Raw genomic sequence first — 12706 nt, 5'->3', positions numbered from 1 at the left:
CCGGTCATTCGCCGGGCATCGAGCCCGAGCCGTGTCCGGCCATACCGCCCGAAACTTCCTCGGTTGCTTCCGCAGAAAGCTCTTCGGGCAGGATCAGGTTGAGCACGATGGCGATCAGCGCTGCGGGCAGGATACCCGAGGTTGCCAGAACCTTGATGGTTCCCGGCAGGTGCTGCAGGGCGCCGGGCTCAAGCTGCAGGCCGAGGCCAAGGCTGAGAGCGATGGCAAAGATGACCATGTTGCGGCGGTTCCAGTTGACGTCGGACAGCATCGAGATACCGGCCGCGGCCACCATGCCGAACATGACAATCACGCCGCCGCCCAGCACTTCGATCGGGATCGAAGAGATCACGGCACCGATTTTCGGCACCAGACCGGCGGCAATCAGGAAGATCGCACCGATGGTCACCACATGGCGGCTCATGACACCGGTCATGGCGATCAGGCCCACATTCTGGCTGAACGAGGTGTTGGGCAGCGCGCCGAACAGACCGGACACAGCCGTACCGATACCATCGGCAAAGGTTGCGCCCTGAATCTCCTTGTCGGTGGCTTCGCGACCGGCTCCACCCTTGGTGATCCCGGACACGTCACCCACGGTTTCCACCGCCGAGACAAAGGACATCAGGCAGAAGCCGATGATTGCCGCGACCGAGAACTCAATCCCGAAGTGGAACGGGTTGGGCAGGGCAAAGGGTGCCGCGCGACCCACATTGGCCAGGCTGACCTCGCCCATTGCGAAGGCAAAGACATAGCCCACGAGCAGACCGATCAGAACCGCCGAGACCGACAGCATGCCCTTGGCAAAGAACTTGAGACCGAGAGTCACGAAGATCACGATCAGCGCCATGCTCCAGTTGATGAGCGAGCCGTATTCAGGCTTGCCAATCGCGGGCACACCACCGGCGGCATACTGGATGCCCACCTTGACCAGCGCGAGACCGATCATCGTGACCACAAGGCCGGTGACCAGCGGCGGCAGGGCAAAGCGGATCTTGCCGATAAACAGGCCGAGTACCGCATGGAACAACCCGCCCACGACGATCCCGCCCATCAGAACGGCGATAGCGTCCACGCCCTTGCCCGCAACCAGCGGGATCATGATCGGGATAAAGGCAAAGCTGGTGCCCTGTACGATGGGCAGTTTCGCACCGACCGGGCCGATGCCGATGGTCTGGATCAGCGTCGCGATACCGGCAAAGAACATCGACATCTGGATCATGTAGATCATCTGCGGGAAATCGGGGCTGTTCGAGCCAAAGCCGAAGCCTGCCGCGCCACAGACGATGATCGCCGGTGTCACGTTGGACACGAACATCGCCAGCACGTGCTGAAGCCCGAGCGGGATCGCCTTGGCGATAGGTGGTGTGTAATTCGGGTCGCGGAGTTGCTCCGGTGTCCCGATTGAAGTGTCAGCCATTTCTGTCTCCCCATCATAGCTGTTGGATGGGCCGTTTCTCCTCCTGACGGCCCTGGATTTCAGTTCTCCACCACCTCGTAGGCAGTGTCGAACCAGTGTTCTTCCAGGTTCTCACCAGCGCCGATCCGATCGACCACAGCAAACAGCCCCGATCCAGCGATCGGTGTGAGAACCCCGTGCCACGTATTTTTGTGGAAGTTGATCGCCTGACCGGGCTGCGTGACGAAAGCGCTCGGCTCCCCTGGGCGATTGCCCGTATCTTGGGCGACAATCACCAGAAATGCCTCCATCGACATCGGAATAAAGGCCTGAGAGCCCAGCGGGTGGCGCTCCATCATGTCCAATTTATACGGCAATTCCCGCAACTTGGCCTGAAACAGGCTGATGCCCGCACGGCCTCCGTCGAAATCAAGCACCGCGCGGTCATGAAAGCGCCCACAAAGCCCCTGATTGATGATCTTGTCGGGATCCCCGGAGCAATCCATGAGATCGCCAAAGGGGGCAAATACCTCTGCCGTGATCGGCTCCATGGTGATCCGTTGGCTCACGGCAGAATGTCCATCAGCCGGAATTCCGCGATGCGCTCCACCTGGCGGCAGGCCTCGGCAAACTCGGTATCGCGGTCATTGCCGATCCGGCGCTGAAACGCCGCCATGATCGACGTCTTGTCATGATCGCGCACCGCGATGATAAAGGGAAAGCCGTGTTTCGCCACATACTCCGTGTTGAGCCGGGTGAATGTTTCACGCTCCTCGTCGGTGAGCATGTCCAGCCCCGCGCCCGCCTGTTCCGACGTGCTTTCGGCGGTCAGACGGCCCGCAGCGGCTAGTTTACCGGCCAGATCGGGGTGCGCGGTCAGCACGCCAAGCCGTTGCTCTTCGCTGGCAGAGCGAAAGATCCGGCAGAGCGCGTTATGCACCCCCGCCGCGCTGTCATGCGTCGGGCCAAGCTCCAGCGCATGGGCACCTTCGGCAATCCATGGGGAATGCTCGAAAATGCCGCCGTAGAGTTCGACAAAGCGGGCCTCGTTCATTTCGGACGGGCGCTCCCACGCGACGGGAGGATGCTCGCGCGCCCAGTGATCGGCAATCTCTTCGCGGGTGGCGAACCAGACGCCGTCATGCGCCATGAAGTGCTCCAGTGCGCGTTTCAGTGCCATGGCCCGGCCCGGGCGGCCAATCAGACGGCAATGCAGCCCGATGGACAGCATCTTGGGCGCGCCTGCGACACCCTCGGCATAGAGCATGTCGAAGCTGTCCTTGAGATAGCTCTCGAACTGGTCGCCATTGGTGTAGCCCGCCTGAATCGCAAAGCGCATGTCGTTGCAATCCATGGTGTAGGGCATGATCAGCTGATCCTTGCCGCCCGCCTTGACCCAATAGGGCAGATCATCAGCATAGCTGTCGGCGATATAGGCCAGATCACCCTCTTGCGCCGCCAGATCCACGGTGTTCATCGAACAGCGCCCGGTGTACCAGCCGCGCGGCGGTGCCCCGACGACTTCCGTATGCAGGCGGATCGCCTCAACGATCTGGGCGCGTTCCTCGTCCGGCGTCATATCCTTGTGCTCGATCCATTTCAGACCGTGGCTGGCAATCTCCCAACCCGCCGCTTTCATCGCTGCCACCTGTTCCGGCGCACGGGCCAGCGCGGTGGCCACACCGTAAACGGTAATGGGCAGATCCTTGAGCAGGCTATGCACACGCCAGAATCCGGCGCGGCTGCCGTATTCATAGATCGATTCCATGTTCCAGTGCCGTTGCCCCGGCCAGGGTGCGGCCCCGGTGATCTCGGACAGGAACGCCTCGGATGCGGCATCGCCATGCAGGATGTTATTCTCGCCGCCCTCTTCGTAGTTCAGAACGATCTGAACCGCTATCTTGGCATCGTTGGGCCAGTTGGCCGATGGCACCCGCGGGCCATAGCCGCTCATGTCTCGTGGATAGCGTTGCAAATTCGGACCCTCATCCTTTTGCCTCTCTTTAAACTATAAAATGGTCAATGTTTTTCAAAAAAACCAAAATACAGCTTCGGAGAAGCGCTCTTTGTCATGTCAGGCGCGCTCAGGCATAGATACGGAAACAGGAACAGGAGAACGCATCAATGTCCGGCTACCTGACGACCCATATCCTCGATACAGCGCGCGGTTGCCCGGCTGAAGGCATCCGGATCGAACTGTACCGAGTCTCGGGTAATTCGCATAAAAAGATCGCGGAAACGGTCACCAATGATGACGGGCGCACCGATGCGCCGATCCTGCCCGCCGATTCGTTTGAAACCGGCACATATGAGCTGATCTTCTATGCCGGAGCGTATCTGCGCAACACTGGGCAGGTGTCAGAGGATATCCTGTTCCTGGATCAGGTGCCGATCCGCTTTGGCATGGACGACCCCGATGCGCACTACCACGTGCCGCTGTTGCTCTCGCCCTTTGGCTATTCCACCTATCGCGGCAGTTAAGGCGCGCCCCGATCCGTCGCCTTGATGGTCGCGGCGATCCGGTCCACCATGAACTCCATGAACAGCCGGGTCTTGGGGTCCTGCCTGCGCCGATGCGTGAACAGGCAGGCCATTTGAATCGGCTCCGGCGGCGTTTGTGTGGCCACGGGAACAAGCCGCCCATCGTGCAAATGGTCGGCAATCTCGAAAATGGGTTTCATCGCCACGCCATGCCCGGCCAGCGCCCAATCGGTCAGCACATCCCCGTCATCGGATTCGTAGCGCCCGGACACGCGGAACCGTTTCGGCCCGGAAGCGGTGGTTAACCGCCATTGAAACTCGGTCGCCCCGGGGAAACGCAAACTCAGGCATTCGTGATTGTCCGCGACAAGATCATCGCCGCTGGCAGGCATGCCGCGTTTGGCCACATAGTCCGGCGAGGCGCAGAGAACCCGTTCCACATCGGCGATCTTGCGAATGCGCAGGTTGCTGTCCTCCGGCTGGCCCAGGAAAAAGGCGAGGTCCAGACCCTCGGTGGTCAGGTCCACCTTTCTGTCGGTCAGCCGCAGCCGCACATTCACTTCTGGATAATCAGCAAGGAAATCCGGCACCTGTGGCGCGATCAACCTCCGCCCCACCCCAAGAGGCGCGGCCACATAGAGAGAACCGCGCAGGTTTTCAGTGATATTGACGATCTGCGCCTCGGCGGTCTCGATCGCCTCCAGAATCTCAATGGCACCACGATAAAAACTCTGCCCTTGCTCTGTCGGCGTCAGGCTGCGCGTTGTGCGCTGGAACAATCGAACGCCCAAATGTTCCTCCAATTGCGAAATCCGGGAGGATGTAACCGCTGGAGAGACACGCAAATCTCGCCCCGCAGCGGACATGCTGCCAAGCTCATAGACGCGAACGAATGTGCGGATATTGTCGATATAGGACATTTTTCTGATTATTTTGATGCTGCTTGGCGTTTGATAGCAATACCAGAAGAAACTGAACTCGCCTAGGGTGGCCGTAACATCGAAACTGGGGAGAAACGCCATGTATGATCTGGCAATTCTGTGGGACTGGATCGCATTTTCTGTGCGATGGCTGCATGTGATCACCGCGATGGCGTGGATCGGGGCGTCGTTCTATTTCATTGCGCTGGATTTGATGCTGAAGCCCAACCCCGACTTGCCTCAGGGGGCGTATGGCGAGGAATGGGAAGTGCATGGTGGCGGGTTCTATCACACCGTCAAATACCTCGTCGCGCCCGCACGCATGCCCGAGCATCTGACATGGCACAAATGGCAGAGCTATACGACTTGGCTCTCTGGTGCGGCGCTGTTGATGATCATCTACTGGGTGGGGGGCGAGCTGTACCTGATCGACCCGACCAAGGCCGATCTTGCGCTGTGGCAAGGTATCCTGATTTCCGGCGGATCGCTGACCATCGGCTGGCTGCTCTATGACCAGATGTGCAAATCCAAGCTGGCCGACCACCCGACCCTGCTCATGCTGCTTTTGTTCGTGATCCTCGTGATCATGTCCTGGGGTTATAACCAGATCTTCACTGGCCGTGCCGCGCTGCTGCATCTGGGTGCTTTCACGGCCACGATCATGACCGCCAACGTGTTCTTTCAGATCATGCCGAACCAGCGCATCGTTGTTGAAGACCTCAAGGCGGGCCGCACGCCGGACGCCAAATACGGCAAGATTGCCAAGGTGCGCTCGACCCATAACAACTATCTGACCCTGCCGGTCGTGTTCCTGATGCTGTCGAACCACTATCCGCTGGCCTTTGGCACGGAATATGCCTGGATCATCGCATCGCTGATCTTCCTGACCGGGGTGACGATCCGGCACTATTTCAACACCATGCACAAGACCGGCAAGGGGCCGCATTGGACATGGGGTGTGACCGTGCTTTTGATGATCATCATCGCGTGGCTGTCCACGATTAAAACCGGCGAGACATGGGAAGAGGCCGAGGCGCGTGAACTGACGGCATACGAACAGAAATACGCCTCGGCCGAAGGGTTTCAGGACGCCTACGACACGGTGCTGGGCAATTGTTCCATGTGCCACGCCCGCGAACCTGTCTGGGGCAATATGCAATGGGCACCAAAGGGGGTCTATCTGGAAACCCCCGGTGACGTCGCGCGCCATGCGGATCAGATCTACCTGCAGGCGGGGCTGAGCCACGCCATGCCGCCGCCCAATGCCATCCAGATGGACAACGCGGCGCGCCGCACCATTGTGGCGTGGGTGCGTGAGGTACGCGGCCAATAGCAGTCACGTCGCGGCAATTCGCGAATCCCAGCAACACCGGATTGCCAGCCCTGGCGTTCCGGTGTTTTTCTGGTCCGAGCCACGGATCGAGCCGGATTGGAGAACGTCATGGATTGGAACAGTTTCGCCCGGCACGCGCGCGACATTGCGGATTGGGGTGCGGACTACCACCAAACACTGCGCGACAGGCCGGTCAGAGCCCAGACGAAACCGGGAAGCATCTTCAACGCATTGCCCGCAACGCCGCCGGAGCAGGGCGAACCGATGGATGCGATCCTGCAGGATTTCCACGACATCGCCTTGCCCGGCCTGACCCATTGGCAACACCCGCGTTTCTTTGCCTATTTCCCCGCCAACGCGGCCCCCGAATCCATGCTGGCCGAGTTCCTGACCACGATCACCGCCCCGCAATGCATGCTTTGGCAGACCTCTCCCGCCGCGACCGAGATCGAGACGCGCATGGTGGATTGGATGCGACAGGCCATAGGCCTGCCGGATGCCTTTACCGGTGCCATTCAGGACAGCGCCAGCTCCGCCACGCTCTCCGCCGTTATGACCATGCGCGAACGCGCGCTGGATTGGGCGGGCAAAGAGCAGGGGCTTTCGGGCCAGCCGGTCCTGCGGGTCTATTGCTCGCAAGAGGTGCACACATCCATCGACCGCGCAATCTGGTTTTCCGGCATCGGGCAGGACAATCTTGTCCGTATCCCCACCACCGGCCCACGCCGCGCCATGGATGCCGGTGCCCTGCGTCAAGCGGTTGAGGCGGACATTGCCGCCGGGATGAAGCCCGCGGGGATCATCACCTGCACCGGCGGCACCTCGACCGGGGCCTGTGATGATATCGCCGCGGTGATGGAGGTGGCCGAGGCGCATGATCTTTATGTGCATGTGGACGCGGCCTGGGCCGGGTCGGCGATGATCTGCCCGGAGTTCCGGGATCTTTGGGCCGGTGCCGAGCGCGCGGATTCTATCGTCTTCAACCCGCATAAATGGCTGGGCGCACAGTTCGATTGTTCGATCCAGTTCATTCGCGATCCCGACGCGCTGCGCAAGACATTGGCGATCCAGCCGGAATACCTCAAGACAACTGCCGAGGACGAGATCATCAACTATTCCGAATGGTCCATTCCGCTGGGGCGCAGGTTCCGGGCGTTGAAACTCTGGTTCCTGATCCGCGCCTATGGGCTGGAGGGGTTGCGCATGCGGTTGCGAAATCACGTGGCATGGTCACAGGCACTGTGCGAACGGCTGCGCACCGAGCCCGGCTTCGAGATCGTCACCGAACCGGTTCTGTCGCTGTTCACCTTCCGCCTTGATGCCACGCATAGCGACGCGCAAAATCAGGCGCTTGTGGACCGCATCAATGATGACGGGCGCATCTACCTCACCCAGACGCTTGTGGACGGGACCAAAGCCATCCGCTTTCAGGTCGGGCAGTTCGATTGCACCGAAGCCGATGTGGAAACGGCCTTTCATGTGATCACGGAACTCGCGGCGGAAGACGCCTTATCCTGAGGGCGGCACCCGGTCTCCGAAGATCGCGGAGCCCACGCGAATATGCGTCGCCCCAAGCGCAATCGCGCGTTCGAAATCGCCGCTCATCCCCATGGACAGGCCCTCCAGCCCATTGCACGCGGCGATCTTGGCCAGAAGCGCAAAATGCAGCGACGGCTCTTCGTCCACGGGCGGGATGCACATCAGCCCCTTGATCGGCAGGTCAAGTGCGCGGCATTCGGCCACAAACCCATCCGCATCCGCGGGCAGAATGCCCGCTTTCTGCGGCTCTTCCCCGGTGTTGACCTGAATGAACAGGTCCGGGCACGCGCCCGTTTCCTGCGCCAGCCGCGCCAGTGTTTTGGCCAGTTTCGGACGATCCACCGAATGAATCGCCTGCGCCAGTTCCATCGCCTGCCGCGCCTTGTTGGTCTGTAGAGGGCCGATCAGGTGCAGCTCGATCCCGTCAAAATTTTCCCGGAATTCAGGCCATTTGCCAGCCGCTTCCTGAACCCGGTTCTCGCCGAAGATACGATGCCCCTGCTCCAGCACCGCGCGCACGCGGTCATTGGGCTGCACCTTGCTGACGGCAATCAGCTTGGTTGCCCCCTCGGGCCGACCGGCGGCGCGTTCAGCCTTGTTCATGCGTGATAGGATGTCGTTCAAACCCATTGCTCTGCGTCCCATGCGTCAATGAATGGTTGCATGTCTTTCTCGTATTTCTGCCATGCCCCACCCGAGCTTTGGTAAACCGGTTGGCGCACCTGAGCGATGCTGAGCGTCTTGACCGCGCCACCGCGCTTGTAGAACTCAAGGCATTGGTCCTGCCAGTCCAGCCCTGCAGCGGCCACCAAGGCGCGCGCCTGTTCTTCGGGTGCCCCGATCAGGGCATCATAAGAAATCTCGAACACCGGCACACGCGCTTTCCAGAAGGTGACGATACGGTCGAAGCTTTTGATATAACGGGCAATATCGCCAAGATCATTGGAATAGCGATGGGTGCCACCGGCGAAATAGTTCTTGTAGATCGACAGCGCCACATCGCGCGGATCACGACGCACCACAATCAGCGATGCCCTTGGCATGGCACGGTGAAGATGCCCGAGAATGAGGTGATTCTGGATGGATTTATCCGTCACGCGACGGCCCTGCACATCGACCCGCATCGCCGTTTGGCGGGCATAGCCATCCGCGAATGTCGTCAGCTTTTCCGCCTGAATCGCCTCCAGCGGCGCGATATCCGGCGGCACGCCGAACCCCGCATAGGCAAGCTTGAGCCCGATGGCCAATTCGCCACCCGCCACGACATCGTCATGCGCGGCAAGGATCTGTTCCATCAGCGTCGTGCCGGAGCGCGGCATGCCCGTCACGATGATCGGGGCGGCATCACTGTCTTGGGGTGGCCCGATCTGATCCGAGGCGGCCATGATGGCGGCGACCTCGGCATCGCGCGCGGCCGGATCATAGGGAAACGCCTTGCGTTGCAACGCATTGGCGCGCCGCAAATAGGCGAAGACCTTGTCGAACTGCCCGCTGTCCTCCATCGCCTTGGCGAGCGCGAAACCAAGGTGAATCCGTCCGGCATCGTTCAAGCCGGGATAGGCAAACAGTTTCTGCATCTCGCGGATTGTCGGATCACCCTTGGCCAGCTTCTTGCCGCCCAGCCACATGCGATACAGTTCGCCATTGCCCGGCGACAGCCGCAGCGCTTTCCTGAACAGCCGTTCCGCCGCGACAAAATCCCCCTGTTGTTGCAAGAACAGCGCCTTATCGGCCAGTGGTTTGGGGTGCCTGGGTTGCAGCGCGATCAGTGTGTCATGGCTCGCGGCTGCGGAGTCTGTATCGCCCATGATGGACTGGCACTCTGCAAGGGCCTGCAAAATCGCGGGTTCCGCAGGTTTGGCGCGATGCGCATGCTCGAAACGGGCGCGCGCCCTGTCCAGATCACCGGACATGCGGGCGATCCGGCCCAGATGGAACAGGGGTTCCGCCGCGTTCGGCGCTGCATCATGCACTTGCTGGAACAGACGTTCCGCACCCGTCAGGTCACCGGATTTCAGACGCGTCTGCGCCTCCTGAAACAGCTGACCAACCTGTGCTTTGGAAAGCGGCACCATCCGACCTGCTCCATTGTGATCTTTTCCCTGCTAGCACCGCGACCGCGAAAAGAAAACGGAGCACAAAAAGAAAAGAGCGGCCTCAAAGGACCGCTCTTCCCTAAGTAAGGCGTAAGCCGTTCTTAGAACGACATTGCCAGACCCAGCGACCAGGTGTTGACGTTGATGTCGTCGCCCGGTGCTGCGATCGTGGAAGCGCCGTAGCCGAATTGTGCGGCCAGACCGCCACCCAGGTCGTAAGCTGCTGCCAGACCAAAGCCCGAGGAGATCTCGTCGCCGTCGGAGGTGAAGTGACCGTAGTTCACGCCGATGGCCAGAGCGTTCATCTCGTAGCCAACACCGATTGCGCCGTGCTGCACGTCGGTACCGTCCAGGTCCCAATCGGAGTAGTTGAAGCCAACAGTCAGACCGTTGGAGAAGCCTGCGTCAACCGAAAGACCCATTGCATGGACATCTTCAACCGACTGGTAGCCAACGCCAACGCCGAGAGCAACGCCGTTCAGGTCGCCTTCGTAGCGGATACCCAGACCCCAAACCGGATCAAAGGTGCCGGTGTCGTCCATTTCGACGGACAGCGACGCAGTCACGCCGGAGAAGGCGTAGTCGAAGCGAGCGATCTGACCGTCAAAGGTGCCGTCGAAGGTTGCGTTGCCGTTGAAGCCGGCGTGCTCGGTTTCGTCGTCGTTGATCGAACCAGCGGCGTAGTTCACTTCGCGCATAGCAGCGTCGAACGCACCGTCGGTATCACCCATGGTCAGGGTTGCGCCACCTGCGGAGATGAAGATGGTCTCGCCGTCTTGGGTGGTGTTGCCGAATGCGCCGGATGCACCAACTGCGTCGAAGTCGAACGTGATGGTACCTTCGTCGCAAAGGCTGTAGTCGTCGCCGATACCGATGATGCCGCCGCCGTTCAGGTCAACGCCTGCGGTGCGTGTTTCACAGGTAAAGGAGCCCGCGCCAACGGCCGAACCGGAACCGTCCGACTCGTCCAGGTCGATCGACGCGCCAAAGGTCAGGCCGTTGTCTGCTTCACCGGACATGGTGAAGGTGACGTCGATGTCAGTGTGGAACTGAGTTTCGATTGCGTCGCCGTCGAAATCGCCACCGATGATGCCCATTTCGGCCGAACCGGTCAGCGCAACATCTGCCGAGGCGATGCCTGCGGTTGCGACCAGCGCTGTGGTTGCAAAAAGAATCTTTTTCATTGTTTCCCTCATGTGTCTGTAAGGCATTACCAAACCGGCTGCCCGGCTTTGATGGGATTGTCTTGCACCCACACCACCCCGGGATGCAAGCGCGCGGCGAAACCGGGATGGCAACAAGGCAGGGAGTGATGCGCATTTGCCACAAGCTTTTTCAGCCACACAGTCCCGCAAGGACAAGAACGCGCTGTGCGTCTGTGAATACTGGGAAAAAACCGAATGCCAGACAATATCTTGTCGTCACTCGCCTGCGCTTGTATTGAAGGGTCAGCAAATCAAAGACCCACCGCCGCGCCAGGAGCAGAACATGACCGCCACATTGAGGAAAGCGACCACCTGTCTGGCCTTGGCCGTGCTGCTGTCAGGCTGTGGTGCACAGTTCAACAATACACGCCCGGCGGATGAAATCCTTGATGACGAACTTTACGGCGATCGTGGACGCCCGCGTTCGACGCTGCTTGATCTGCTTCGTGGCCCCCAGGACCGCTCCAAGGTTGGGCGCGTTAACAAGTACATCTGGAATGCGTCGCTGGAAGTGCTTGATTTCCTGCCGGTTACCTCGGTCGATCCGTTTACCGGCGTGATCGTGACCGGCTACGGCAACCCTCCGGGCGGTGGCCGTGCCTATCGCGCAACGATCTATATCACCGATCCGGCACTTGATGCGCGGTCGCTTTCGGTCGCCTTGCAAACCCGCTCCGGCCCGGTCAGCGCAGAAACCGCGCGCGCCATCGAAGATGCGATTCTGACCCGCGCGCGCCAGCTGCGCCAGCGTGATTCCAAACTGTAATGCGGGCGCGCCCGCTCAGCGGGCCATAACGCAGAGCAGCTCGAACATGATAGACACGCCAAGCCAGGCGGTCGCTCCGCTTTGATCGAACGGCGGGGACACCTCGACCAGATCCGCGCCGACAATGTCCAGCCCCTGAAGCGCACGTACAACCTGAAGCGCCTGAAAGGCGGTGGGACCGCCCACTTCCGGCGTCCCGGTGCCCGGCGCATAGACGGGATCAACAAAATCAATGTCATAGCTGACATAGGTCGGGGCCTCGCCCACGATTTCCACGGCCTCGGCCATCACGTCCTGCACACCGCGGGCAAAAAACTCTTCGATGGGAATCACCCGGATACCCACGGCTTCGGCAAAGTCGCGGTCTTCGAAATCATAGGCCGTGCCGCGAATCCCGATTTGCACGACCCGTTTCGGATCAAGCAACTCCTCTTCCACCGCGCGCCGGAACGGCGTCCCATGGGTGTACATCGTCCCGCCGAAATAGGAATGAAACAGGTCCGTATGGGCGTCAAAATGCACCATGCCCAGCGGCCCATCCTCGGCCAATGCCCGCAACACCGGAAGCGAGGTCAGATGATCACCGCCAGCGGTCAGGGGCCTGATGCCGGACGAGGCCAGCTTGCGATAGAAACCGGTGATCCGATCCATCGAATCGTCGATATCGGCGGGATTGATGCCCACATCGCCCAAATCCGCGCAGTTCACCAACTCAAACGGCCGCACCCGGGTGGCGGCATTCTCGGCGCGGATCATCGTCGACGCATCGCGCAATTGCCGCGGACCGTGACGCGGGCCGGGACGATTGGTGGTGCCACTGTCCCATGGCACGCCGATGATCCCGATATCGACATCATCAAACCTGTCATGTCCCGGCGGCACAACCGGCAGACGCATAAAGCTCGGGACGCCCGCAAATCGCGGCAATTCCATTCCTGACACCGGCGTAAAGAAATCTTCGGCCATC

At 60.5% G+C, this 12706-nt stretch carries 12 protein-coding genes; 4 read left to right on the top strand and 8 right to left on the bottom strand.

All coding sequences use genetic code 11. The features are described 5' to 3' along the window. Positions 1-4: 4 nt before the first annotated feature. From PGB28_RS07760 to puuE, 3 genes are read right to left on the bottom strand one after another with little or no spacing between them, the layout of a single operon-like run. Positions 5-1420 carry a uracil-xanthine permease family protein gene (locus tag PGB28_RS07760; protein ID WP_271420937.1) on the bottom strand — a complete coding sequence of 472 codons (1416 nt, stop codon included), beginning with the start codon at positions 1418-1420 and terminating at the stop codon, positions 5-7. Positions 1421-1479: 59 nt separating this feature from the next. Further along, positions 1480-1968 carry an ureidoglycolate lyase gene (locus tag PGB28_RS07755; RefSeq protein WP_271420936.1) on the bottom strand — a complete coding sequence of 163 codons (489 nt, stop codon included), beginning with the start codon at positions 1966-1968 and terminating at the stop codon, positions 1480-1482. Beyond that, complete coding sequence (gene puuE, locus PGB28_RS07750; protein WP_271420935.1) at positions 1965-3353, bottom strand: allantoinase PuuE; 1389 nt, start codon at positions 3351-3353, stop codon at positions 1965-1967. The genes PGB28_RS07755 and puuE overlap by 4 nt, the downstream gene beginning before the upstream one ends. A 170-nt stretch (positions 3354-3523) precedes the next feature. Here puuE and uraH point away from each other — a divergent pair, with 170 nt between their 5' ends. After that, entirely contained in the window at positions 3524-3880 is a 357-nt protein-coding gene (uraH, locus tag PGB28_RS07745) for a hydroxyisourate hydrolase (RefSeq protein ID WP_271420934.1), read from the top strand. Here uraH and PGB28_RS07740 read toward each other — a convergent pair. Next, on the bottom strand, positions 3877-4800 hold the full coding sequence (locus PGB28_RS07740) for a LysR family transcriptional regulator (protein WP_271420933.1): 924 nt from the start codon (positions 4798-4800) through the stop codon (positions 3877-3879). The two genes, uraH and PGB28_RS07740, sit on opposite strands and share 4 nt — an antisense overlap. A gap of 100 nt (positions 4801-4900) precedes the next feature. On the opposite strand from PGB28_RS07740, the gene PGB28_RS07735 reads away from it, so the two are divergent. Then, the gene (locus PGB28_RS07735; RefSeq protein ID WP_271420932.1) at positions 4901-6133 is read left to right on the top strand and encodes a urate hydroxylase PuuD; all 1233 of its coding nucleotides are present in this window, start codon (positions 4901-4903) and stop codon (positions 6131-6133) included. A gap of 108 nt (positions 6134-6241) precedes the next feature. Next, complete coding sequence (locus PGB28_RS07730; protein WP_271420931.1) at positions 6242-7651, top strand: pyridoxal phosphate-dependent decarboxylase family protein; 1410 nt, start codon at positions 6242-6244, stop codon at positions 7649-7651. On the opposite strand, the gene PGB28_RS07725 is transcribed toward PGB28_RS07730, so the two are convergent. The 3 genes from PGB28_RS07725 to PGB28_RS07715 all read right to left on the bottom strand — a co-directional run bounded on the left by PGB28_RS07725 (position 7643) and on the right by PGB28_RS07715 (position 10952). Then, complete coding sequence (locus tag PGB28_RS07725) at positions 7643-8302, bottom strand: YggS family pyridoxal phosphate-dependent enzyme (RefSeq protein WP_271420930.1); 660 nt, start codon at positions 8300-8302, stop codon at positions 7643-7645. The two genes, PGB28_RS07730 and PGB28_RS07725, sit on opposite strands and share 9 nt — an antisense overlap. Next, the gene (locus PGB28_RS07720; RefSeq protein ID WP_271420929.1) at positions 8293-9747 is read right to left on the bottom strand and encodes a tetratricopeptide repeat-containing sulfotransferase family protein; all 1455 of its coding nucleotides are present in this window, start codon (positions 9745-9747) and stop codon (positions 8293-8295) included. The genes PGB28_RS07725 and PGB28_RS07720 overlap by 10 nt, the downstream gene beginning before the upstream one ends. Before the next feature lie 122 nt (positions 9748-9869). Continuing rightward, complete coding sequence (locus PGB28_RS07715; RefSeq protein WP_271420928.1) at positions 9870-10952, bottom strand: porin; 1083 nt, start codon at positions 10950-10952, stop codon at positions 9870-9872. A gap of 304 nt (positions 10953-11256) precedes the next feature. On the opposite strand from PGB28_RS07715, the gene PGB28_RS07710 reads away from it, so the two are divergent. Then, entirely contained in the window at positions 11257-11739 is a 483-nt protein-coding gene (locus PGB28_RS07710) for a DUF3576 domain-containing protein (protein WP_271420927.1), read from the top strand. Between the two features lie 15 nt (positions 11740-11754). On the opposite strand, the gene speB is transcribed toward PGB28_RS07710, so the two are convergent. After that, positions 11755-12705 carry an agmatinase gene (speB, locus tag PGB28_RS07705; RefSeq protein WP_271420926.1) on the bottom strand — a complete coding sequence of 317 codons (951 nt, stop codon included), beginning with the start codon at positions 12703-12705 and terminating at the stop codon, positions 11755-11757. Position 12706 lies beyond the last annotated feature (1 nt).

It is taken from the genome of Primorskyibacter aestuariivivens (genome assembly GCF_028023675.1).
In the GTDB taxonomy this organism is placed as follows: Bacteria; Pseudomonadota; Alphaproteobacteria; order Rhodobacterales; family Rhodobacteraceae; genus Marinovum; species Marinovum aestuariivivens.
This window is presented reverse-complemented; position numbering and strand designations above follow the sequence as displayed.